This is a genomic window from Microbacterium sp. NPDC060117 (genome assembly GCF_042729315.1).
Classification (GTDB): domain Bacteria; phylum Actinomycetota; class Actinomycetes; order Actinomycetales; family Microbacteriaceae; genus Microbacterium.
In genome coordinates, this window is the sequence record NZ_JBHWXR010000001.1 from 1,103,256 (window position 1) to 1,126,536 (window position 23,281).

The window sequence follows — 23,281 nt, forward strand, 5'->3', positions numbered from 1 at the left end:
CGGATCGTCCGGGCTCAGTGCCCGAGCAGCTGCTCCACGGGGCCGCGCACGAAGTAGAGCGCGAAGCCCGCGGCGACCACCCACATCAGCCAGTGCACCTTGCGCGCCCGGCCCGAGGCGGCGTTCACGAGGGCCCAGGAGATGAAGCCGACGCCGATGCCGTTGGCGATCGAGTAGGTCAGCGGCATCGTCACGATGGTGAGGAAGGCCGGCAGCGCCACCGCGAACTTGTCGAACTTGATCTCGCGGATCTGAGCCATCATCATCGCGCCGACGACGACCAGCGCCGCGGATCCGACCTCGATCGGCACGACCAGCGTGAGCGGGGTGACGAACATCGAGAGCAGGAACAGCGCGCCGACCACGAGCGAGGCGAGCCCCGTGCGGGCGCCCTCGCCGATTCCGGAGGCACTGTCGACGTAGACCGTGTTCGACGAGGTGGAGGTCACGCCTCCCGCGACGGCGCCGAAGCCCTCGACGACGAACGCGGAACGCAGCCGCGGGAAGGTGCCGTCCTTGTAGGCCAGGCCCGCGTTCTTCGCGAGACCGGTCATGGTGCCCATGGCGTCGAAGAAGTTCGAGAACACGAGGGTGAAGACGAGCATCGTGGCCGACAGCGCACCGATCCGGCCGAAGGCTCCGAACAGGTCGAACTGACCCACCAGCCCGAAGTCGGGCACCGTGATCCAGGTGCTGGGCAGCTGCGGGATCGTCATGTGCCAGCCGTTGGGGTCCTTGAAGGACGGTCCGAGGTTCAGCACGGCCTGCGCGATGAGCGCGACCACGGTCGTCGCCACGATGCCGATCAGGATGCCGCCGGGCACCTTGCGCGCCACGAGGATCGCGATGATCACGACGCCCAGCAGGAAGATCAGAGTGGGGACCGAGGTGAGCGATCCGCCGTTCCCGAGCTGGACCGGGGGCCCCGCCGGTGTGCGGTTCACGAAGCCCGAGTCGACGAAGCCGATGAAGGCGATGAAGAGGCCGATGCCGACCGTGATCGCGGCCTTGAGCGCCTGGGGCACGGCCTTGAAGATCGCGGTCCGGATGCCGGTGGCTCCGAACAGCACGATCAGCACGCCGTTGATCACGACCAGGCCCATGGCCTCCTGCCAGGTCACCTGACCGACGACCGAGACGGCGAGGAAGGAGTTGATGCCCAGTCCCGCGGCGAGCGCGAACGGGAGGCGGGCGATCACGCCGAACAGGATCGTCATCACGCCGGCGGTGAGGCCGGTCGCGGCGCCGATCTGCGCGGCCTGCAGCGCGTGGCCGACGACGTCCTTGGTGCCGCCGAGGATCAGCGGGTTGAGGATCACGATGTAGGCCATCGTGACGAAGGTCACGATGCCGCCTCGGATCTCGCGGCCGACGGTCGAACCGCGACGCGAGATCTCGAAGAACCTGTCGAAGGCGTTCTTCGGCTCGGCGTCGACGGTGGTGCTGGTGCCGGTCTTCAGCGGCGGCAGGTCCTGCGCCGTGCGGGAGAACACGTCACCGCCGGAGACGGTGGGCATGCCCTCGGTCTCGGGGCTGGGAGTGGATGACGTCATTGTCTGCTCCTGATTCCTTCGGGTCGTCAGTACTCGATGCGGGTGGTGGTGTGGCTCCACTCGGTGAAGGGCGCGACGCGCTCCTCAGCCGGCAGGGCGATGTCGGAGACGGGCATGAGGGCCTTGTCCTCGGGCCCGCCCTCGAAATAGCGGTAGAACACCGCGTCGTCGAAGCCGGCGTCGGCGGCGTCGTCGCGGTTCGCCGCGAAGTACACGCGGTCGACGCGCGCCCAGAGCGACGTGGCGAGGCACATCGGGCACGGCTCGCAGCTCGTGTAGAGGGTGGCGCCGGAGAGGTCGAACGTGCCGAGCTGCTGGCACGCGTTGCGGATCGCGGTCACTTCGGCGTGCGCCGAGGGATCGAGGTTCGCGGTGACCCTGTTGACGCCCTCGAAGACCCGGCCGTCGGCCGAGACGATGATGGCGCCGAACGGACCTCCGGCGTTTCGGACGTTGTCCGTGGCGAGGGCGACGGCCTGAGCGAGATACTCGGCGGGCGTCGTCGCAGCAGCGGACGAAGGCGCACTGGTGCTGTTCATGGAGAGCTTCCTTGCTGTCGTCGCAGTGATACGGCTTCCGGTCGAGCCCTTCGTCGGGCCCTTCCTCGAGATAAGTACGTCGAACCGCTAGGTTGTCATCCCACCCGAGACGGCTGTTGCGGCCTCGGGCTGGAATGACGATAACAGCGATCCCTGTCCGCGTCCATGATTTTTTGGAACTCACATTCCACATTGCGGTAAAGATGGTCACAACTCCGCATTCGCGGCGCTATCATCCCTTCCATGACGCATTTTCGGATCAGTGAGGCAGCACGCCTTCTCGACGTCAGCGACGACACCATCCGCCGCTGGGCGGCCGAGGGGATCCTCACCGTCTCCAAGGACGATTCCGGACACCAGATCGTGCCCGGCGCGGAGCTCGCCGAACGAGCCCAGGCGCTTGCCGGCCAACCCGATCCGGGCGGCAACGTGCTGCGCAGCGCGCGCAACCGCTTCGTCGGTCTCGTCACCGCCGTGCGCGTGGAGGGCCTCATGGCGCAGATCGAGCTGCAGAGCGGACCGCACCGCATCGTGTCGCTCATGAGCGCCGAGGCTGCGACCGAGCTCGGCCTCGAGGTCGGAAGCAAAGCCGTCGCCGTCACCAAAGCCACCATGATGATCATCGAAACCGAAAGGACCGAGTCACGATGACCCGCTCCCCCCTGCCGTTCCGCCTTTCCGCGCTCGCCGCCACGGCCCTCGCCGCGGCGCTCGCCCTGACCGCGTGCTCGGGCTCGTCGCCCGCCGCGACGCCGACGCCCACCCCGACCGCCGCGGCCTCGACGGTGAGCGGCGAGCTGACCGTGTTCGCCGCCGCCTCGCTGAGCAAGGCCTTCGACCAGATCACCACCGAGTTCGAGGCGGAGAACCCGAAGGTGCACGTCAACCCGATCACCTACGACGGGTCCTCGACGCTCGCGACGCAGATCATCGAGGGCGCCCCGGTCGACGTGTTCGCCTCGGCCGATCAGAAGAACATGGACAAGGTCACCCAGGCGGGGCTCGCAGGTGACGCCCCGATCTTCACCACGAACGTGCTGCAGATCGCTGTCGCACCCGGCAACCCGCTGAAGGTGAAGGATCTGACCTCGCTCGCCGACCCGGCGCTCAAGCTCGTGCTGTGCGCGCCCGCGGTGCCCTGCGGGAACGCCGCGAAGACGCTCCTCGACGCCGCGGGAGTGACGGCGACCCCGGTCAGCGAGGAGCAGAACGTGACCGCGGTTCTCGCCAAGGTCAAGGCCGGCGAGGCCGATGCGGGCCTGGTCTACACCACCGACGTCAAGGCCGCAGGCTCCGCGGTGACCGGCATCGCGATCGCCGGCGCCGACAAGGCGATCAACAAGTACCCGATCACGGTGCTGAAGGCCTCGAAGAACGCCGAGGCCGCGACCGCGTTCCAGAAGTTCGTGCAGTCCGACAAGGGGCAGAAGATCCTCAAGGATCTCGGGTTCGGCGGCGCATGAGAACGGGGGGCCGGAGGGACCCGCGCGCGGTCGTGTCGTCGTCGACGACGGCCGCGCGCGGCGACTCCCCGACCCCGCACACCGCATCGGCGGTTCTCCCGTCCGCCCAGCGCCGGCGCGGCGAGAGCCTTCCCGCCTGGCTGCTGATCCCCGCGATCGTCGCGGGGCTGCTGCTGGTGCTGCCGTTCATCGCACTGCTGGTGCGGCTGGATTGGGCGACGGTCCCGGCGGCGATCACCTCGCCGGCCGCGCTGCAGGCGCTCGGGCTCTCGCTGACCACTGCCGCGATCGCGACCGTGATCTGCGCGATCCTCGGGGTGCCTCTCGCGATCGCCATGGCGCGCAGCCCCGGATGGCTGGCCTCGGTGCTGCGCACGCTGACCACGCTGCCGCTCGTCCTGCCCCCGCTCGTCGGAGGCATCGCGCTGCTCGCCCTGCTCGGGCGCAACGGCCTGCTCGGCGGAGCCCTCGCCGTCGCAGGCATCAGGATCCCGTTCACGACCACGGCCGTGGTCATCGCGCAGGCGTTCGTGGCGCTGCCGTTCCTGGTGATCTCGATCGAGGGCGCGCTGCGGGCGATCGGCACCGAGCACGAGCGGGTCGCGGCAGGGCTCGGGGCCAGCCGGTTCACCGTGTTCCGCCGGGTGACGCTGCCGCTCGCCGCCCCCGGGCTCATCGCCGGCACCGTGCTGTGCTTCGCGCGGGCGCTCGGCGAGTTCGGGGCGACCGCGTTGTTCGCCGGCAACGCCGCCGGGGTGACTCGCACCATGCCGCTCGCGATCTACACGGCGTTCAACGGCGCCGGGGTCGAGGAGGACACGGCGATCGCGCTCTCGCTCCTGCTGATCCTCGTCGCCCTCGCGGTGCTCGTGCTGGTGCGCGGGTGGCGAGCGGGGAGCGTGCGATGAAGGTCGATGTGCACACCCGTCGCGGCGCGTTCGCGATGTCCGCGGCCTTCGAGGCGCAGCCGGGTGAGATCCTCGCCGTGATCGGACCGAACGGATCCGGCAAGTCGACGCTGCTGAACGCGATCGCCGGACTCCTGCCCGCCGCGGGCTCCGTCGTCGTCGGCGACCGCGTGCTCGACGCCCCTGCCGGTCCCGGTGCGCCGCGCGGGACTCACGTGCCGCCGTCCCGGCGCCGCATCGCGCTGCTCGGCCAGCGCCCGCTGCTGTTCCCGCACCTTTCCATACGCGAGAACGTCGCGTTCGGACCGCGCGCACAAGGGGTTCCGCGGGCCGAGGCCCGTCATCGCGCTTCGCTGCGGCTGGAGGAGGTCGGGCTGGGTGGTCTCGCCGCGCGTCGCCCGGCCGAGCTCTCCGGCGGACAGCAGCAACGGGCCGCGATCGCGCGCGCCCTCGCCGCCGAGCCCGACGCCCTGCTGCTGGACGAGCCGTTCGCCGCGCTCGACGCCCCCTCCGCCGCACAGGCGCGGCGGCTCATCGCCGCGCAGCAGGGCCAGAGCCCCGCTATCCCGATCCTGCTCGTCACGCACGACCCGATGGACGCGCTGATCCTCGCCGCGCGCACGCTGGTGATGCACGACGGCGCTGTGGTGCAGGGCGGCAGCACCGCCGAGGTGCTGGGGCACCCACGCACGGAATTCGTGGCGGCGCTCGCCGGCGTGAACCGCCTCGAAGCGGTCGGCGCCGACGGTGACGTCGTGCACGTGGGCGGGCTCGTGCTGCGCGGGCACGGCGATGCGCTGGGCGTCGGCGAGACCGGCAGCGCCGTGTTCGCGCCGGGATCCGTGCGGACGGAGCCGCTCCAGGAGCGCGCCGATGCCGGATCCGCCACCGATCCGAACCACTGGACAGGTCGGGTGACGCAACTGGATCCCATCCCCGGCGGGATCCGTCTGCGCACGGCCGAGTACCCCGGCGTCGCCGTCGACTGCCCGTCCACGCATGCCGTCGCACTCGGGCTGCACCCCGGGCAGCGCCTCGCGTTCCGCATCGACGATGCCGATGTGTCGGTGCGCGCCGAGGCCCCTCGGGGTCGCTGAGCGAGCACCGGCGAACCCTCCCGGGGGCGTTGAGCGAACACCGACACTTCGACTCGCTGCGCTCGCTCAGTGCGGGTCTGCGCGAGGAGTGAGACGAAACGCGGTCCCCTGCGAGATCGCCGCGTTTCGTCTCGGTCGCCTGCGGCGCCCTCGCTCAACGACCCCGAAAAGCCTTCATCCGGATCCTGCTCCCTCACGCCGGTGCTACGGTTGCCCCTCGAAAGGGGACAGATCGATGACGACCGCGTCGCGAACGCACGGGACCGATGCCGCTCCGGCGCGCAGCGGTGCTCGGCGGCTGCCGTCGTCCGGTGTCCTCGACGCCCGCGATCGCCCGTTGCGCGACCTGCGGATCTCGGTCACCGACCGGTGCAACTTCCGCTGCGTCTATTGCATGCCGCGCGAGGTCTTCGGTCGCGACTATGCATTCCTGGAACGGCATGAACTGCTCAGTTTCGAGGAGATCGAGCGGATCGCCCGGGCCGCGCTCGCGAACGGCGTCCGCAAGCTGCGCCTCACCGGCGGGGAGCCGCTGCTGCGTCGCGGGATCGAGGATCTTGTCGCCCGGCTCGCGGCGTTGCGCACCCTCGACGGCACCAAGCCCGAGATCGCGCTGACGACGAACGGATCCGCCCTCGCCGTCAAGGCGGAAGCTCTCAAGGACGCGGGCGTCGATCGCATCACCGTCTCCATCGATTCTCTGGATGATCAGCTGTTCCGGCGGATGAATGACGTCGAGTTCCCTGTTGCGCGCGTACTGCAGGGTATCGACGCGGCACAGGCCGCCGGCATGCCCGTGAAGCTCAACACCGTGGTCAAGCGCGGCGTCAACGACAGCGAGATCCTGAGCCTCGCCGAGCACTTCCGCGGCACCGGTCACGTGCTGCGTTTCATCGAGTACATGGACGTCGGCGCCACGAACGGCTGGAGCCTGGACGAGGTCGTCCCCTCGGCTGAGATCGTGGCGACCATCGATGCGCGCTTCCCGCTCGAGCCCATCGCTCCGGCCGCCACCGGCGAGACCGCGAAGCGCTGGCGCTATGTCGACGGATCCGGTGAGATCGGCGTGATCTCATCGGTCACGAACGCGTTCTGCGGCACCTGCAACCGCGCCCGTCTCTCCACCGAGGGACGCCTGTTCACGTGCCTGTTCGCGACCGAGGGGCATGACCTGCGCGCACTGCTGCGCGGCGGCGCCGACGACGCCGAGCTCGCGGCGACCCTCGCGCGGATCTGGGGAGTGCGCGACGACCGCTACTCCGAGATCCGCGGGAGCCTCACTCCCGAGCTGCGCGCCGACCGGCACCGCATCGAGATGAGCTACATCGGAGGCTGAGCCTCCCCAGCCCCGGGGTCGTTGAGCGAGGACGGCGAAGCCGACCGAGACGAAACGCCGCACCCTCGCGAGAACACCCCGTTTCGTCGCGCTCCTCGCTCCGCTCGGGGCTCGCTCAACGACCCCGGGAGCGATGACCCCGGGAGCACCGCCCCAGCCAGCACCGACGGCGGGAGTGACCGCGCCGGAATCGGCTCAGAGCCCGACCCACTCCGACACGCCGTCGACGTAGTGCTGGCGCTTCCAGATCGGCACCCCGCGCTTGATCTCCTCGACCAGGTGCTCGCACGCTTCGAACGCCTCCTTGCGGTGGCCCGCCGATGCCGCGGCGAACAGGGCGACGTCGCCGATGCGGAGGTCGCCGACCCGGTGCGCGGCCGCGACGAGCAGCCCCGTCTCCGCCGTCACGCGCTCCACGATCTCCTCGAGGAAGCGCTCCGCGTCGGGGTGCGCGCGGTAGTCCAGCGAGCGCACGGACTGACCCCCGTCGTGATCGCGCACGATGCCGCAGAACATCACCGTCGCTCCGTGGGCCGCGTCGCCCACCGCCGCACGGATGACCGCCTCGTCCAGCGGCTGGTCGCTGATGATCGCGCGTTCGCTCATGCGCCCGCCCCTTCCGTCGTTCCGCCCACGGCGGCGAATGCTCCGATCCCGCCCACGAGGTAGCGCGCCTCGATGCCGCGCTCGCGCAGCATCTGCACCGCACGCCGCGAGCGCGGATCCTTCTCGCAGAACACGACCAGCGGCCCCGCGCTCGACTCGGGGAACGCGGGGATCGCGGCGCCGCCCTCGAGTGCACCGAGCGGCAGCGTGCCGGCCCCGGGGATCCCCCGCAGCAGAGTCTCGTGCGGCTCGCGCACGTCGAGCAGCCGCACGCCGTCCTCGCGCTGCAGCCGCAGCACCTCGGCAGCCGACAGCGCCGCTGTGTCCTCGGCGTCCTTGTCGGGGCCGGTGCCGCAGAACAGCTCGTAATCGACGAGATCGGTGACGGCCGGGGCGTCCTCGGCCCGATCGAACTCGATCTCACGGGTGCGCGCGGTGAGCGCGTCGTAGAACAGCACGCGGCCGACCAGGGGCTCGCCGATGCCCGTGATGAGCTTCACGACCTCGGTCGCCATGAACGATCCGATCGCCGTGCACAGGCTCGCGAGCACCCCGCCGAGCTCGCACGAGAGCACCTCGCCCGCGGCCGGCGGCGCGGGGAACAGATCGCGGAAGCCGACCTCGGGCACGGCCACACCCACCTGGCCCTGGAAGCGCAGAATGGATCCCCAGACCAGGGGCTTCCCCGCGAGGCGCGCGGCGTCGTCCGCGAGGTACCGGGTCGGGAAGTTGTCACTGCCGTCGACGAGGAGGTCGTACTCGGAGAGTATCCCCGGCAGCGTCTCGGCGGTCGCACGTTCCCGGTACGGGCGCACCAGGATCCCTGGATCGATGTCGCGCACGGTGTCGGCGAGTGAGCCGACCTTGGACCGCCCGATGTCGTCCACACCATGGCTGAGCTGGCGATGAAGGTTGGACAGCTCCACGACGTCGTCGTCGATCACGCCGATCGTGCCGACGCCGCTTCCGGCGAGCGCGGGGACGAGGGCGCTGCCGAGGCCGCCGGCACCGATCACGAGCACGCGGGCCGCGCGCAGACGTCGCTGCGCCGTCTCGCCGAAGCCGGGCAGCATGAGCTGGCGGCTGTACCGGGCGATGTGTTCGGGCGGCAGTTCCGGCCCCGGCTCGACGAGCGCGATCATAGGATCGAGTGTACGCGGGGAACCCCTCGCTGGACCGCCCGCTTTCCATGATGCGGATGCCGTTTTCCGCGATACGGGTAAGATTGAGGACATGGCCACCATCACCGTGCGGTACTTCGCCGCGGCCGCCGAGGCAGCAGGACGCGATCAGGAGCGGCTGACCGTCGATGCCGGCGGCGCCCTGTCGACGGTGGGCGCCCTGCGCGCGGAGCTGCTCGGACGCTATGGCGCTCCGATGGCGAAAGTGCTGAAGTCCGGTTCGTTCCTGGTCGACGGCACCGTCAGCCGCGACGACTCCCGCCCCCTCGGCGAGACCGTCGACATCCTGCCGCCGTTCGCCGGTGGCTGAGTTCGGCGAATCCGTTCCGCCGACGCACCCCGGGACGCCCATGCCCGTCTGCATCCCGCGGATCGGGTCCCGAATCGCCGACGATGTCCCGTCTGGCCGAGATTTCCGGCGGATCCGTCGGCGAAACGTGACAAGCTCGGTGATCTGGGGCCGTGGCAGGAAGACAAGAGCCGGAGGAGACGAGCATGAGCGATCTGACCCACCTGCGGGCCGATGGATCCGCGCACATGGTGGACGTGACCGACAAGGCCGTCACGCGCCGTGAAGCGCGAGCACAGGCCGTGCTGCAGACGACGGCCGACGTCGTGGCGAAGATCGCGGACGGCACGCTGCCCAAGGGCGAGGCGCTCGGCACTGCCCGCATCGCAGGGATCATGGGGGCGAAGCAGACCTCGACGCTCATCCCGCTCTGCCACCCGCTGCCGCTGAGCCGTGTAGAGATCGACCTCGTGCCCGAGGGCGATCGGGTGCGCATCCTCGCCACGGCGGTCACGAAGGGCGTCACCGGGGTCGAGATGGAGGCGCTCACGGCCGCCAGTGTGGCGGCGCTCACCCTCTACGACATGATCAAGGCCGTCGACAAGCACGCCGTGATCGGCGACATCCGCGTGCTCGCGAAGTCCGGCGGCAAGAGCGGCGACTGGACCGCGGAGTGACAACGGAGCCGTCGTCCACCAGGTCCGCGACCGTGCTCGTGGTGTCGACCCGAGCCTCGGCGGGCGTGTACACCGATGAGACCGGGCCCGTCATCCGCGCGTGGCTGGCCGAGCGCGGATTCGCGGTCGGCGATCCGGTCGTCACCGCCGACGCCTCCGTGGCGGAGGCGCTCGCGGCCGCACTCGACGGTGCTCCGGATCTGCTGCTCACGACAGGAGGCACCGGGCTCTCGCCGGATGACCGCACCCCCGAGGCGACCGCCGCGCTGCTCGACCGGGAGATCCCCGGCCTCATGGAGGAGCTGCGTCGCCGTGGCCTCGCCGCGACCCCGATGGCCCTACTCACCCGCGGAGTCGCCGGAGTCGCGGGGCGCACCGTCGTGATGAACCTCCCCGGCTCGCGCGGCGGCGTGCGCGACGGCCTCGCGGTGCTGGATCCGATCCTGGATCATCTGCTGGCCCAGCTGAGCGGCCGCGGCGACCACCGCTGATACGGGCCGGGACGACCCGCCCCGCGCCACCGAAGTCGTGCGAGGCCCGTCCGGTCCGAGCACGACACGGTGGATCGATCCGCCGGGAACCATGGCACTCCGCCATCGACGCAGCCCGCGCGCACCCCCTACAGTGTGCTCAGAGGGCAGCGCTGGGGCACCGCTCTCAGCGATGAGGGGCGGTCTCTCCCATGATCGACGCGCAGCACCTGCACGCCAGGGCACCACGACTCCACCATCACGGGCGCGCAGCTCTCCTGGCGGTGCTGGTGGGCGCCCTGCTCACCGTGACCGGGTGCACCGCGAACGGGACGACGCCACCGCCCTCCACCCGTCCGCCGTCTTCACCTGCGGTCGATCCCTCGGCGTGCGTCCCGGATCCCGGATCGGTGATCGACCGTACGCAAGTCGCCGCAGCCACCGGGAAGCTGCCTTCGGCGCAGTCCACGTCGCTCGACACTGCGGCCGCTGCGGCGTTCGTGGCGACGGCTGCGCCCGGCGCGGTCGTCGCGGTGCGCTCCCCGCAGGGCACCTGGGTCAGCGCCTACGGCGTCTCGGACCTGACGACGAAGGAACCCCTGACCCCCGACGTCTACCACCGCATCGGATCGGTGACGAAGACGTTCACGACCACGGTGATCATGCAGCTGGTCTCGCAGAAGAAGCTGTCTTTGAGCGATCCGATCAGCGACTACGTGCCGAATGTGCCGCACGGATCCGAGATCACGATCCTCGAACTGGCGAACATGACCAGCGGCATCGCCAACTACACCGACGATCTCGAGTTCATGAAGCTGTACCTGACCGACTACAGCATCATCTGGACGGTCGATCAGCGGCTGGCGACGGCGTTCGCGATGCCGCGCACCTCGGCACCCGGCGCCGAGTTCCACTACTCCAACACCAACACCGTGCTGCTCGGTGAGGTCATCGAGAAGATCACCGGGCACCCTCTCGCCGAGGAGCTTCAGCGGAGGATCTTCGATCCGCTCCGGCTGACCCACACCTCGTACCCGCTGGCCTCCGCCGTCCTGCCCGAGCCGCACGCGCACGGATACACCAGCCTCGGAATCGTCGACGACACCATCAGCGGAAACGCGCCGACACGGGACTCCACCGCATGGAACGTGTCCCAGGCGGGCGCCTCCGGCGAGATCGTCAGCACCGTCGACGACCTGCTCGTGTACGGCCGCGCCCTCGGCACCGGACAGGACCTGCTCCCCCGGGATGCGCAGATCGCGCGTCTTTCCTCCTTCCCCACCCCGGCGGGATACGGCATCGGGCTGAACTGCGTGCAGGGCTGGCTCGGTCACAACGGACAGGTGCCCGGATACAACACGGCGCTGTACTACGACACCCGCACGGACACGACGGTGGTCGTCGAGGTCAACGGCGATCATCCCGTGGGGGCCGCCGGGATCACCCCCGCGGACTCGATCTTCTACGCCGTGGCCGCAGCCCTCGGACGCGCCGTCGAGGGAGCCCCCTGAGCCCGGCCGCGTAAGGTGGGACGCCTATGGCTATTGGGGCGACGATCCACACGTTCGACGTGCAACTGGCGGACACCGACCGCGGCGTCTACGAGGACTACTCGCTGCGCGTTGCGCGGCACCCGTCGGAGACCGACGCCTACATGCTGACCCGGCTGCTCGCCTACGGGCTGGAGTTCGCCGAGGGCATCGCCTTCAGCGAGGGGCTCTCCAGCACGGAGGAGCCCGCCGTGGTCGTGCGCGACCTCACCGGGCGCACCACCGGCTGGATCGAGGTCGGCGCCCCCGATGCCGAGCGCCTGCATTACGGATCCCGGCTGGCCGAGCGCACCGTCGTGTACACGCATCGGGATCCGGCCAAGGTCATGGCGCCGTGGGAGGGCAAGCGGATCCACCGAGCCGAGCACATCCGCGTCTACAGCTTCGATCCGGGCTTCATCGAGTCAGCGGTGCCCCTGCTGGAGCGCCGCAACAGCGTCACCATGACCGTCACCGAGCGCACGCTCTACCTCGACCTCAACGGCACGAGCCTGACGACGGCGATCCACGAGCACGAGCTCGGCTGAGGTCCTGCCCCGCGTCGCGGGCTCAGACGTCGGACAGGCCGTGCTCGCGCAGCTCGCGCCGGGTGGGGTGATGCGCGGGGGATTCCGCGCCTTCCACGTAGGCCGCCGCGATGGCGGACAACTGCGAGGTCGAGGTCGGCGGTTCCGACGGATCTGCCGCAGGCGCCGCCACGGGGGACGCCGCGGCGACCGCTTCTCCTGCTGCTTCGTCCGCGACCGCGGACGGCTCGCTCCCCTGCTCCGCCGCGGCCGGAGACCCGTTGCCCGAGGGCGCTTCCGGTGCCGTCGGGGTGCCCGGATCCGAGGTGTCCGTGCCGTCCGGTGATCCGCCGGCCTTCGCCGCGCGCCTCGCCGCCCGGCGCTCCTTCGCCCCCTCGACGAGGTTGTAGAGCGTCGGCAGCACGAGCAGCGTCAGCACGGTCGAGGACACGAGACCGCCGATCACGACGATAGCGAGCGGCTGCGAGATGAATCCGCCGTGCCCGGTGATGCCGAGGGCCATCGGGGTGAGCGCGAAGATCGTGGCGAGCGCGGTCATCAGGATCGGGCGCAGACGCCGGGATCCGCCCGCGATCGTGGCGTCGTGCGCGTTCATCCCCTTCTCGCGGTACTGGTTCACGAGATCGACGAGCACGATCGCGTTCGTGACCACGATGCCGATGAGCATGAGCACACCGATGAGGGAGGCGACGCCGAGCGGCACGCCGGTCGCGATCTGCAGCAGGATCGCGCCGGTCGCCGCGAACGGCACCGAGCTCAGCAGGAGGATCGGCTGGCGCAGCGACTTGAAGGTCGCCACCATCACGATGTAGACGATGAGGATCGCCGCGAGCATCGCCAGTCCGAGCTGGCCGAACGCGTCCTGCTGCTGCGTGACCACGCCGCCGAGCGAGGCGTCGGCCCCCGAGGGGAGCTTGGCGTTCGTGATCGCCTTCGACACCGAGGCCGAGGCGCTCGCCAGGTCGTTCCCCTTCGGGGTGACCGAGACGGTCGCGGTGCGCTGTCCGCGCTGGGTCGTGACCGACGCCGGGCTCTCGCTCTGCTGCACGGTCGCGATCGCATCGAGCCGGATCAGGCCCGCGCGACTCGGGACGGTGAGCGCCTTCAGTTCGTCGACCGTGGTCGGCGGGTTCGCACTCTGCAGGTAGACGGTGAGCGAGGATCCGTCGATCTCCACGGATCCGATCTGCTGCGGGCGCATCGCCTGCGAGACGATCCCGCCGACCGCGACCTCGCTGAGCCCCGCCTTCGCCGCGGCAGCGCGGTCGACCTGCACGGAGATGTACGGGAGGGAGGCGGAGAGGTTGCTGGTGACCTGGTTCACACCGGCCGAGCCCTTGAGCTCGGTCACCAGCGCATCGGTCGCCGTGGTGAGGGTCTTCTCGTCCGGCGCGGTGATCTTCACCTGGATGTCGCTGGATCCGAAGCCCTCCGAGGCCGCGATCGTGATGTCGCCGACACCGTCGAGCTTCTTCACGGCGGCGCGGACATCGGCCTGCACGGTCTCCTGATTCGCGGACGGATCCGTCGTGATCGAGTAGGTGATGCCGGCGCCGCCACCGGAGAACGCGTCCCGCAGGGCGGATCCGCTGGATCCGATCGAGACCTGCACGGTCTTGATGCCGTGGATGTCCTTGATCGCCTCCTCGACCTTCTGCGCCGCGGTGTCCTCGGCGGCGAGGCTCGGCGCCTGGCCCAGAGACTGGGTCATCGTGAAGGTGTTCTGGCCGCTGGATCCGAGGAAGTTGATCTTCATCAGCGGGGCGGCCGCCATCGTGCCGATGAGCACGACGACCGCGAGCACCAGCGTGGTCCACGAGTGCTTGAGCGTCCAGCGCAGGATCGGCAGATAGCGGCGCTGCAGCCAGTTCGGCGGGGCGTCCTCGTGCTCGGGGTCGATCGCGTGGCCGTCCGGGCCGAGCAGCGGCTTGCCCGGGCGCAGGAACCAGTACGCGAGCACCGGCACGATCGTGAGGGCGACGAGCAGCGACGCCGTCATCGCGATGGTCACCGTGAGGGCGAACGGTCGGAACAGCTCCCCGGTCATGTCGCCGACGAAGGCGATCGGCAGGAACACGGCGACCGTGGTGATGGTTGAGGCGGTGACCGCCATCGCGACCTCGCGCACGGCGCTGAGGATCGCGGTCTTCTTGTCGGCGCCCTGCACGTAGTGCCGCTTGATGTTCTCGATCACGACGATCGAGTCGTCGACGACGCGGCCGATCGCGATCGTGAGCGCGCCGAGCGTGAGGATGTTGAGCGAGTAGCCGAAGGCCTGGATTCCGATGAACGTGATGAGCACGCTGGTCGGGATCGAGATCGCGGTGACCAGGGTCGAGCGCACCGAGAGCAGGAAGACCAGGATGATGAGCACGGCGAAGAGCAGGCCCAGCAGCCCCTCCTGAGCGAGCGACTCGATCGACTGCTGGATGAACGGCGCCTGGTCGAACACCGTGGTGAACGTCGCGCCCGGCAGGTCCTTCTTGAGCTGCGGGATCAGCGCGGTGACGGCCTTCGACACGTCGACCGTGTTCGCCGACGGCAGCTTGGTCACTGCGATCGTGAGGGCGGTCTTGCCGTCGACACGAGAGAGCGAGGTGACCGGATCCCCGTCGATCTCGACCTTCGCCACGGCACCGATCGTGGTGGGGGCCGCCGCGGGTGCGCCGGGCGTCGCCGCCGTCGGGATCAGCGGGATCGCCTGCACCTGCTCGACGCTGGTGAGCTTCTCCCCCGTCTGCACGGTGAGCGTGTTGTCGTTCTCCGTGATCGACCCGCCCGGGAACAGGGTGCCGTTCTGCTGCAGCGCATCCTTGATCGCGCTCGAGGAGAGCCCCGCCGCCAGCAGGGCGGTGGTGTCGGGCGTGATCGTGAGGCGCTTGCCCTGGCCGCCGACGAGCGAAGCCGCGTTGACGCCCTTGAGTCGCTCGATCTTCGGAATGATCGTGTTCGTGAGGCGCTGCTGCGCCGCCTCCGCGTCGGAGAAGCCGGTGACCGCGACCTGGATCACTGGGAAGTCGTCGATCGACGCCGTGATGACCTGCGGATCCACGCCGTCGGGCAACTGCGACTTGATCCGACCGATCGCCTGGTTGATCTTCTGCTCGGCCGTCGCGAGGTTGGTCCCGTAGGCGAAGGACGCCTGGATCACGGAGGAGTTCGTCGTGCTCGTCGCGGTCGAGGTGTCCAGGCCAGGGACGCCCTGGATCGCCGTCTCGATCGGGGTCGACACGTCGTGCTCGACGACCTCGGGCGAGGCGCCGGGGTAGCTGGCGACGATCGCGAGCTGCGGGAACTCGATCGACGGGATCAGCTCCTGCTTCAGGTTCGTGAGCGCGAGGCCGCCGAACACGGCGGCGACGATCGTGATGAGCGCGATCAGGGCGCGGTTGCGCAGGCTCAGGACGGCGAGTGTGGACACGTCGGATCCTCTCGATCAGTGCGTGCGGACGGCCGGTGCGCAGCCTGCGGCACGGGGTGACCCCGAATACGTGATGAGTCTAGATGCGTTCGTGTATCGAGATCTCCCGTCCGACCGCCCCGTCTATTCTGGGACGATGTCGCGCCTCCTCGTCCGCCGTCCTTCGCCCCGCCTCGCCGAAGGCGAGCTCACGCACCTCGAGCGGGTCCCGGTGGATCCGGAACTCGCGCTGCGGCAGTGGGAGGCCTACGTCGAGGTGTACCGCTCCCTCGGCTGGGACGTGATCGACATCGAGCCCGACGACGCGCACGCCGACGGGGTGTTCGTCGAGGACACCGTGGTCATGTTCGGCGACATCGCCCTGCTCACCCGGCCCGGCGCCGACTCGCGGCGCGGCGAGATCGACACGACCCGCGCGGCCCTCGAGAAGGCGGGCATCGAGTTCGCCGCGATCGAGGCGCCCGGAACGCTCGACGGCGGAGACGTGCTCAAGGTCGGCCGCACGGTCTACGTCGGGCAGACCCTGCGCACGAACGCCGAGGGGATCCGGCAGATGGATGCGTTGCTCGCCCCGCGCGGCTGGACCGTCGTGCCCGTCGAGGTCACCAAGGTGCTGCATCTGAAGAGCGGCGTCACCGCCTTGCCCGACGGCACCGTGATCGGCTATCCGCCGCTCGTCGACGACCCGACGATCTACCCGCAGTTCCTCGCGGTGCCGGAGGAGCACGGCACGGCCGTCGTCGTGCTCGACGAGAACACGGTGCTGATGTCGGCCGATGCCCCGCAGAGCGCGCAGCTCTTCCGGGATCGCGGCCTCACGGTGATCGAGACCCCCGTCTCCGAGTTCGAGAAGCTCGAAGGCTGCGTGACCTGCCTGTCGGTGCGCGTGCGGGACTGAGCCGGACCCGGCCTCAGCCGGCGATGGCCGCGCCGAGCGCGAGCCCGGCGATCGCGGCGAGGATCCCGAGCAGCAGCATCCCGGCGGCGTTGAACGCGGCTGCGCGCGAGGATCCGTCCCGCCAGAGCGCGACGGTGTCGAGCATGGCGGTGCTGAACGTGGTGTAGCCGCCGAGCAGACCCGCGCCGACGATGAAGGCGGCGCCGGGGAACCCCCCGGTGATCAACCCGAGCGCGAACGATCCGGTGAGGTTGATCACCAGGACACCCCAGGGGTACCGCGAGCCGACGAGGCGGGCGACCCCGAGGTCGACGAGATAGCGCAGCCCCGCGCCCGCGCCTCCGGCGAGAGCGGCGAACAGGAAGGTGAGCGGGGTCATCCGTGTGCCTGTGTGTGCGCCGCGCGGGGGCGTGCAAGGTCGAGACCGAGCGCCGCGGCACCGATGCCCAGCACGACGCTGCCGATCGCAAACGCCGCGGCGAGCCAGGGCTGTGCGTGCCACAGCGTCACCGTGCCGACGGCGAACGCACTGTAGGTGGTGAACCCGCCGAGCACACCGGTGCCCAGCAGCACCCGCACCGCATGCGAGCCGGGCAGCCGCGCGGCGAGCACGCCGATCAGGAAGGCGCCGACCACGTTGGCGATGAGTGTGGCCCAGGGCACGGCGGACAGCCCGTGACCGCTCGGCGTCGGCAGCGCCAGCCCCAGACCGAGCCGTGCGGCGGTGCCGATCACGCCCCCGGCCACCACGAGCGCGAGGCGGAGGGGGACGGGCGAGTTCACGCCCGTCAGCCTAGACCTCGCGCCCCCGGCGCACTCGACGAACGGCATGCGGTTGGCCCTGCTGCCAGCCCGGTTACGTAGACTCGGCCGGGTGGCGGGGGACCTGCCCGGAGGATCCGCCCTGCCGATGCGGCCGAGGAGGACGATGCACGCGTGACTATGAGGTCGGCCTTCGGCTGGTCGCGGCTGCTGACCGCGGCCGTGTGCGGAGTCGCCCTCGTGGACCGTCTGTTCTGGGGTCTGGGCTCGCAGACGATCGCCGGGCAGAACTTCCTCGCGTACCTCACGATCGAGTCGAACATCGTGTTCGCCGTGCTCGCCCTGATCGCCGGGATCATCGCGCTGCGCATGCCGGAGGATCCCGCCTGGCTCACCACCGCCCGCGCGGTCGTGCTCAGCTGGACCATCACGGCGGGGCTCGCGTTCGCCCTCATCGTCTGGCAGGCGGGACTGCACGGCATCCCGATCTGGGTGCCGTGGTCGGACGTGGTGCTGCATTTCGTGCTTCCGGCCTGGACCGTCATCGCCTGGGTCTTCGGCCCCGGCCGGCGCACGGCCTCCTGGCGGATCGTGCCCTACGTGCTGCTGTACCCGGCCGCCTGGGGCGTCTTCACGATCTGGCGGGGCGGCGTGGTCGGCTGGTACCCGTATTACTTCCTCGATCCGCGGCAGGTGTCGGGCCTGCCCGAGATGATCGTCACCTGCCTGATCGCGCTGGCGATCTTCGCCCTGGTCGCGAGCGGTCTGGTCGCGCTGAGCCGGTTGCCCACCATGGCGCGGACGGATCTGGCGAGACCGTCGCGGGCGGACGCCGAAGGATCGGATCCGCCTTGAGGTCAGGGCGTGGGCGTCGCCGCGACGAAGACCCGCAAGGACTCGCGGACGACGGCCTCCGCATCGCCGTCTCCGAGCTTCGCGAAGGCCTCCGCCTCGGGGCCGCCGACGAGACCCACGAGCACGGGCCTGCCGGTGACGGGCTGGAGGTTCAGCCAGGTGCGGACAGAGGCGTCACCGCCCACGACGTGCCACAGGTCGGCGTCGACGTTCCAGAACGCCTCGTCGAACTGCACCCACACCGTCTCCACGTATCCCGAGGCGAGGGCCGCGATCGCACCCCGGTGCGCGAACGGCAGCGGCGGGGCGAACTCGATCGCCCCGTGCTGCAGCACGCCGAGCGGGGCCGTCACGATCACACGATCGAAGGACAGCGACTCGCCGGTGCCCAGGCGCAGACTCACTCCCGAGTCGTCGTAGGCGATGCGCGTCACCGGCGACGCGAGTGTGACCTTGATGCCGTCGAGGGGAGTGTTCACGAGCACACCGACGTCGCCGTCGGCACCCACGAGGGAGTCGGGCACGAACGTCGGCGGGAACCAGCTCGACGCCTTCTCCACATCCGCGCCCGTGGTGGCCTGCAGCCACGCGAGCGCCGCGGCGAGCGCCGGATCGGCGGGGTCGGCGCCGGCTGCTTTGAGTGCGGCGTCGACCGGCATGTCGGCCGGTGCGTTCGCCGCCTGCTCGATCGCGTGCCGCAGCGGCGCCTCGTCGACCGCGGGCGCCGCCCCGTCCTTCGACCAGCCCGTGGGGGTGTCGAACGTCAGCCGGTGGATGCCCTGCGCGGCCAGCTCGCCGCCCAGCGTCCCCGCCTCCTCGCCCGCGGAGAGCCACGCGCCCAGTTGCACCGGGATCGGCCACTTCTTGTCCGCGACCGAGTGGATCCGCCCGCCGGTGCGCTCGCGCGCCTCGAACACCGTCACCGTGCGCCCCGCGTCGGTGAGAGCGCGTGCGGCGGCGGCCCCGGCGGCACCGGCGCCGACCACTGCGACGCGCTCGCCGCTCGTCGAGGCGGCGATGAGCAGGGCGGCGGCCCGCTGCCCCGCGTCGATCGCGCCCGGGACGGTTCCGGGATGATCCGGATCCGTCGTCTCGCCGGAGAGGAACACGCGATCGCCGATCGGCTCCGCGAGATCCGTGCGCAGTTGAGGCGTCGCCCCGGCCGGCAGATAGCTCATCGCGCCGCGCGAGTACGCGTCCGTCGACCAGGTGCTGCGCATCCACGCGGTGGGCTCCGGCGCGGCGCCGGGCGGCACCGTCGGCGTCGGCGAGGGCGGGGCGGTGGTGGGCGACCTCGTGGGCTGCGGCCCGGGGGTGCAGGCCGCGAGGACGACCGCGACGGCACCGGCTCCGGCGCCGACGAGCAGGGTTCGCCGCGAGATGCCCATCGTGGTGCCAGCCTATCCCGGGCGTCGGTAAGGTCACCCGGGTCGTTGAGCGAGCAGCGGCGAAGGAGCAGCGAGACGAAACGCCGTGCCCTTGCGTGAGCGCCGCGTTTCGGCTCGGTCGCCTGCGGCGTCCTCGCTCAACGACCCAGGGGATCCGGATCCGACTACAGGTTGCCGTCGGCGTAGATGCGGAGCGCGTCGCGGACGAACTCCGCGCCGGCGGTGCCCGTGGCTCCCCGCTCCGTCCCGGCGCGGTCGGCATCGGTGGCGTAGTTCGCACCGAAGCGCGGGTCCGCCACGTACATCTCGCCGAGTCCGATCACGTAGGCCTTGCGGGCGCCGGCAGCCCCGTAGGCGGGCGTGCCGGGGATGCCGGTAAGCCACTCGACGTGACGGCGCGCCACGTCCTGCGCCTCGGGCGAGGCCGGGTCCGCGCCCGCCTCGGCGAGCGCGATCCAGCTCCGGTTGAGGTCGGCGACGACCGCCTTCCACGCCGCCTTCTCCTCCGCGCTCAGCCCGCGCCACCAGCGGTCGCCGTCGGCGTAGGCCTTGGTGCCCCAGCGGGTCTCGACCTCGTCCTGGTACTGGGTGTGGTCGAAGCCGTCGAACATGTTCTCGGGCATGAGGTCCTCTCCTTCTCTCAATGTGGTGATGGTGTTCTCGACCGACGCGATCTGCCGCGCCAGCCTGGTCTGCTCCGCGCGCAGCAGCGCGAGGTGCTTCTCGAGGGCGGCCGCCTCGATCGCGATGTTCGCCGACCGAGGGGGTCCGGATCCCTCCGCGACCTCCCCGACCGCCTCGGCGATCGCCGGCAACCCCAGCCCCAGCTCGCGCAGGAGCAGGATGCGCTGCAGCCGCAGGAGCGCGCCCTGGTCGTAGTGCCGGTAGCCGTTCGAGGCGACCCGCGTCGGCGGCAGCAGGCCGATGTCGTCGTAGTGCCGCAGCGTGCGGCTCGTCGTGCCGGTCAGCCGCGCGATCTCCTGGATCGACCAGTCCCGGTACGTCATGGGCTCCTCCTTCCGTTGTCGATATGATCACCGTAGAAGTTGACGTTGCGTCAATGTCAAGAACATCGGGAGGACGGAGTGAAACCCTGCGGTACGTTCGTCGCGTGACCACCGCAGACGCCACGTCCCCGAACGCGCCCGTCCCCGCGCTCGACCTTCCGCCCACCGCAGAGGGTTTCACCGCGCAGTTCCTGCGCAACCTGAACTTCACCGGCGGTGTGACGCTGGCCGACGCCAGCACGAACGATCGCTATCTCGCGCTGGCGCGCACCGTGCGCGACTACCTGATGGTGCACGGGCTGGCCGACCAGCACCGGCAGGCCGACCTGCAGGCCAAGACCGTCTGCTATCTGTCCGCGGAGTACCTGCTCGGCAATCAGCTCGACAACGACCTGCTCGCCGGAGGCCTCGCCGACGTCGCGGCCGATGCGATGGCCTCGTGCGGCATCGACCTCGACGAGCTGCGCCGGCACGAGATCGAGCCCGGGCTCGGCAACGGCGGTCTCGGACGCCTGGCCGCGTGCTTCATCGACTCGCTGGCCACGCTCGGCGTGCCCAGCATCGGCTACGGGATCCGCTACGAGTACGGCATCTTCCGGCAGACCTTCGAGGACGGCCAGCAGGTCGAGCAGCCGGACGCCTGGCTCACGCTCGGTGCTCCGTGGGAGCAGCCCCGGCCCGAGGCCGCGCAGACCGTGTCGTTCGGCGGGCGCACGGAGACGTTCGACGACGGCGGCACCGTCCGCTCGCGATGGATCCCCGGCTGGGACGTCAGCGCCGTGCCCTACGACTACCTCGTGCCCGGGTTCGAGAACCAGCGTGTGAACACCCTGCGTCTGTGGCGCGCCAAGGCCACCGACGCCTTCGATCTGCGCATCTTCAACTCCGGCGACTACGAGCAGGCGGTGCGGGCGCAGACCTTCGCGGAGAACATCTCCAAGGTGCTCTACCCCGAGGACTCCACCCCGCAGGGCAAGGAGCTGCGCCTGCAGCAGCAGTACTTCTTCGTCGCCGCGTCGATCCGCGACTTCCTCGCGCAGCTTCCGGAGGGCTTCGACCTCTCCCGTCTGCCCGAGCGGGTGATCTTCCAGCTCAACGACACCCACCCGGTGATCGCCGTGCCCGAGCTCATGCGCGTTCTCGTCGACGAACGGAACATGGCGTGGGACGCGGCCTGGGCGGTGACACAGCAGTGCTTCGCCTACACCTGCCACACGCTGCTGCCGGAGGCGCTCGAGGTCTGGCCGGTCGAGCTGCTCGGCCGGCTGCTGCCGCGGCACCTGGAGATCGTCTACCGGATCAACGAGGAGTTCCTCGCCGCCGTGCGCGACCGCTTCGGCGACGACGAGATGCGGATCCGCGACATGTCGATCATCGCGGAGTTCCCGGTGCGCGCCGTGCGCATGGCATATCTCGCCACAGTCGCCGGCAGCAGAGTCAACGGCGTCGCCGAGCTGCACTCGCAGCTGCTGCGCGAGAAGGTGCTGCCCGCATTCGCCGAGTTCTTCCCGCAGAAGTTCACCAACGTGACCAACGGCGTCACTCCGCGCCGCTTCCTGCGCCTCGCCAACCCGGGCCTGTCCGCCCTCATCACCGACGCGATCGGCGACGGCTGGATCACCGATCTGGAGCGGCTGCGCGAGCTCGAGCCGTTCGCCGACGACGCCTCGTTCCGTGCGTCTTTCGCCGCCGTGAAGGCGGACAACAAGCGTCGCCTGAACGACGTGCTGCACGCGCGCGACGGGATGCGGGTCGGCGACGGCCATCTCGTCGATGTGATGGTCAAGCGTCTGCACGAGTACAAGCGGCAGCTGCTCAAGGTGCTGCACGTCGTGAGCGAGTACGAGGGCGTCGTGTCGGGCCGCCTCCCGCTCGAGCAACTGCAGCCGCGCACCGTGCTGTTCGGCGCGAAGGCCGCCCCCGGCTATGCGATGGCGAAGCGCATCATCCACCTGATCAACGCGGTCGGATCCGTCGTCAACGCGGATCCGCGCCTCGACGGCCGCCTGCAGGTGCTGTTCCCGCCGAACTACAACGTCACGCTGGCCGAGAGCGTGATCCCCGCGGCGGATCTCAGCGAGCAGATCTCGCTGGCCGGCAAGGAGGCGTCGGGCACCGGCAACATGAAGTTCGCGCTCAACGGCACCCTCACGATCGGCACGGACGACGGCGCGAACGTCGAAATCCGCGAGCTCGTCGGCGACGAGAACTTCTTCCTGTTCGGCATGACCGAGCCCGAGGTCGACCGGCTCGGCCACGACGGCTACCACCCGGCCGCGTTCTACCAGGCGGATGCCGGCCTGCGTCGTGCGATCGACCTCATCGCATCCGGGGCGTTCTCCGGCGGCGACCGCTCGGTGTTCGAGCCGGTCGTCTCGAACCTGCTCTACGACGACCGGTTCATGGTGCTCGCCGACTACGCCGCCTACGTCGCCGCCCAGGCGCGGGTCGACGCCGCCTATGCCGACCAGGACGCCTGGACCCGCGCCGCGATCCTCAACGTCGCCCGCTGCGGCTTCTTCTCCTCCGACCGCTCGATCCGCGACTACATCGACCGGATCTGGCACACACCGCCGACGAGCTGAGCCGCGCCCACCCCTCCCTCCTCTGGGCGCCCGAGGCACGTTTCCCTCCCTGCAGCACGTTTCCCTCCCCACAGTGACGCCCACACGGGGAGGGAAACGCGGCGCGGGGAGGGAAACAGGGGAGGTGAGGGGACGCGCGAAGGGCGATCTCGGAGATCTCCCAGGAAAG

The 23,281-nt window shown here is 70.2% G+C and carries 22 protein-coding genes; 13 read left to right on the plus strand and 9 right to left on the minus strand.

What is annotated here, in order from left to right:
• Positions 1 to 14: 14 nt before the first annotated feature.
• Both ACFWCK_RS04970 and ACFWCK_RS04975 read right to left on the minus strand, forming a co-directional pair.
• The gene (locus ACFWCK_RS04970; protein ID WP_233312460.1) at positions 15 to 1,553 is read right to left on the minus strand and encodes an NCS2 family permease; all 1,539 of its coding nucleotides are present in this window, start codon (positions 1,551 to 1,553) and stop codon (positions 15 to 17) included.
• 26 nt (positions 1,554 to 1,579) lie between these two features.
• Positions 1,580 to 2,092, minus strand: a complete 513-nt coding sequence (locus ACFWCK_RS04975; RefSeq protein WP_233312461.1) for a nucleoside deaminase — start codon at positions 2,090 to 2,092, stop codon at positions 1,580 to 1,582.
• Between the two features lie 243 nt (positions 2,093 to 2,335).
• Here ACFWCK_RS04975 and ACFWCK_RS04980 point away from each other — a divergent pair, with 243 nt between their 5' ends.
• The 5 genes from ACFWCK_RS04980 to moaA all read left to right on the plus strand — a co-directional run bounded on the left by ACFWCK_RS04980 (position 2,336) and on the right by moaA (position 6,896).
• Positions 2,336 to 2,743 carry a molybdopterin-binding protein gene (locus ACFWCK_RS04980; RefSeq protein WP_233312462.1) on the plus strand — a complete coding sequence of 136 codons (408 nt, stop codon included), beginning with the start codon at positions 2,336 to 2,338 and terminating at the stop codon, positions 2,741 to 2,743.
• Positions 2,740 to 3,555, plus strand: coding sequence for a molybdate ABC transporter substrate-binding protein (gene modA, locus ACFWCK_RS04985; RefSeq protein WP_378804846.1), 816 nt, complete (start codon positions 2,740 to 2,742; stop codon positions 3,553 to 3,555). The genes ACFWCK_RS04980 and modA overlap by 4 nt, the downstream gene beginning before the upstream one ends.
• A complete protein-coding gene (locus tag ACFWCK_RS04990) occupies positions 3,552 to 4,463 on the plus strand; it encodes an ABC transporter permease (RefSeq protein ID WP_378804847.1) in 912 nt (303 codons plus the stop codon). The genes modA and ACFWCK_RS04990 overlap by 4 nt, the downstream gene beginning before the upstream one ends.
• Entirely contained in the window at positions 4,460 to 5,560 is a 1,101-nt protein-coding gene (locus ACFWCK_RS04995) for a sulfate/molybdate ABC transporter ATP-binding protein (protein WP_378804848.1), read from the plus strand. Before ACFWCK_RS04990 ends, ACFWCK_RS04995 begins: the two co-directional genes overlap by 4 nt.
• Positions 5,561 to 5,795: 235 nt before the next feature.
• The gene (moaA, locus tag ACFWCK_RS05000) at positions 5,796 to 6,896 is read left to right on the plus strand and encodes a GTP 3',8-cyclase MoaA (RefSeq protein WP_378804849.1); all 1,101 of its coding nucleotides are present in this window, start codon (positions 5,796 to 5,798) and stop codon (positions 6,894 to 6,896) included.
• 195 nt (positions 6,897 to 7,091) lie between these two features.
• On the opposite strand, the gene ACFWCK_RS05005 is transcribed toward moaA, so the two are convergent.
• Together ACFWCK_RS05005 and ACFWCK_RS05010 are read right to left on the minus strand one after the other, a co-directional pair.
• On the minus strand, positions 7,092 to 7,502 hold the full coding sequence (locus ACFWCK_RS05005) for a molybdenum cofactor biosynthesis protein MoaE (RefSeq protein WP_233312466.1): 411 nt from the start codon (positions 7,500 to 7,502) through the stop codon (positions 7,092 to 7,094).
• Complete coding sequence (locus ACFWCK_RS05010; protein ID WP_378804850.1) at positions 7,499 to 8,644, minus strand: ThiF family adenylyltransferase; 1,146 nt, start codon at positions 8,642 to 8,644, stop codon at positions 7,499 to 7,501. Before ACFWCK_RS05010 ends, ACFWCK_RS05005 begins: the two co-directional genes overlap by 4 nt.
• A gap of 91 nt (positions 8,645 to 8,735) precedes the next feature.
• Here ACFWCK_RS05010 and ACFWCK_RS05015 point away from each other — a divergent pair, with 91 nt between their 5' ends.
• The 5 genes from ACFWCK_RS05015 (at position 8,736) to ACFWCK_RS05035 (ending at position 12,196) form a co-directional block, all read left to right on the plus strand.
• Positions 8,736 to 8,993: a MoaD/ThiS family protein gene (locus ACFWCK_RS05015; protein ID WP_378804851.1), complete on the plus strand. Its 258-nt coding sequence runs from the start codon at positions 8,736 to 8,738 to the stop codon at positions 8,991 to 8,993.
• 185 nt (positions 8,994 to 9,178) lie between these two features.
• Complete coding sequence (gene moaC, locus ACFWCK_RS05020; RefSeq protein WP_378804852.1) at positions 9,179 to 9,649, plus strand: cyclic pyranopterin monophosphate synthase MoaC; 471 nt, start codon at positions 9,179 to 9,181, stop codon at positions 9,647 to 9,649.
• On the plus strand, positions 9,646 to 10,140 hold the full coding sequence (locus ACFWCK_RS05025; protein WP_233312470.1) for a MogA/MoaB family molybdenum cofactor biosynthesis protein: 495 nt from the start codon (positions 9,646 to 9,648) through the stop codon (positions 10,138 to 10,140). Before moaC ends, ACFWCK_RS05025 begins: the two co-directional genes overlap by 4 nt.
• A gap of 191 nt (positions 10,141 to 10,331) precedes the next feature.
• Positions 10,332 to 11,630: a serine hydrolase domain-containing protein gene (locus tag ACFWCK_RS05030; RefSeq protein ID WP_378804853.1), complete on the plus strand. Its 1,299-nt coding sequence runs from the start codon at positions 10,332 to 10,334 to the stop codon at positions 11,628 to 11,630.
• Between the two features lie 26 nt (positions 11,631 to 11,656).
• Positions 11,657 to 12,196, plus strand: a complete 540-nt coding sequence (locus ACFWCK_RS05035; RefSeq protein WP_378804854.1) for a YaeQ family protein — start codon at positions 11,657 to 11,659, stop codon at positions 12,194 to 12,196.
• 22 nt (positions 12,197 to 12,218) lie between these two features.
• Here the strand turns inward: ACFWCK_RS05035 and ACFWCK_RS05040 are convergent, their stop codons facing one another.
• Positions 12,219 to 15,617, minus strand: coding sequence for an efflux RND transporter permease subunit (locus ACFWCK_RS05040; protein ID WP_378804855.1), 3,399 nt, complete (start codon positions 15,615 to 15,617; stop codon positions 12,219 to 12,221).
• Positions 15,618 to 15,753: 136 nt separating this feature from the next.
• Between ACFWCK_RS05040 and ddaH the strand changes: the two genes are divergently transcribed.
• The gene (gene ddaH, locus ACFWCK_RS05045; protein ID WP_378804856.1) at positions 15,754 to 16,515 is read left to right on the plus strand and encodes a dimethylargininase; all 762 of its coding nucleotides are present in this window, start codon (positions 15,754 to 15,756) and stop codon (positions 16,513 to 16,515) included.
• 13 nt (positions 16,516 to 16,528) lie between these two features.
• Here ddaH and ACFWCK_RS05050 read toward each other — a convergent pair whose 3' ends face one another.
• Together ACFWCK_RS05050 and ACFWCK_RS05055 are read right to left on the minus strand one after the other, a co-directional pair.
• Positions 16,529 to 16,894, minus strand: coding sequence for a fluoride efflux transporter FluC (locus tag ACFWCK_RS05050; protein ID WP_378804857.1), 366 nt, complete (start codon positions 16,892 to 16,894; stop codon positions 16,529 to 16,531).
• Positions 16,891 to 17,298, minus strand: coding sequence for a fluoride efflux transporter FluC (locus ACFWCK_RS05055; RefSeq protein WP_378804858.1), 408 nt, complete (start codon positions 17,296 to 17,298; stop codon positions 16,891 to 16,893). The genes ACFWCK_RS05050 and ACFWCK_RS05055 overlap by 4 nt, the downstream gene beginning before the upstream one ends.
• Positions 17,299 to 17,457: 159 nt before the next feature.
• On the opposite strand from ACFWCK_RS05055, the gene ACFWCK_RS05060 reads away from it, so the two are divergent.
• Positions 17,458 to 18,132, plus strand: coding sequence for a Pr6Pr family membrane protein (locus ACFWCK_RS05060; RefSeq protein WP_378805037.1), 675 nt, complete (start codon positions 17,458 to 17,460; stop codon positions 18,130 to 18,132).
• 2 nt (positions 18,133 to 18,134) lie between these two features.
• Here ACFWCK_RS05060 and ACFWCK_RS05065 read toward each other — a convergent pair whose 3' ends face one another.
• The gene (locus ACFWCK_RS05065) at positions 18,135 to 19,520 is read right to left on the minus strand and encodes an FAD-dependent oxidoreductase (RefSeq protein WP_378804859.1); all 1,386 of its coding nucleotides are present in this window, start codon (positions 19,518 to 19,520) and stop codon (positions 18,135 to 18,137) included.
• Between the two features lie 164 nt (positions 19,521 to 19,684).
• On the minus strand, positions 19,685 to 20,527 hold the full coding sequence (locus tag ACFWCK_RS05070) for a TipAS antibiotic-recognition domain-containing protein (protein ID WP_378804860.1): 843 nt from the start codon (positions 20,525 to 20,527) through the stop codon (positions 19,685 to 19,687).
• A gap of 53 nt (positions 20,528 to 20,580) precedes the next feature.
• Here ACFWCK_RS05070 and ACFWCK_RS05075 point away from each other — a divergent pair, with 53 nt between their 5' ends.
• A complete protein-coding gene (locus tag ACFWCK_RS05075) occupies positions 20,581 to 23,112 on the plus strand; it encodes a glycogen/starch/alpha-glucan phosphorylase (protein ID WP_378804861.1) in 2,532 nt (843 codons plus the stop codon).
• Positions 23,113 to 23,281: the final 169 nt, after the last annotated feature.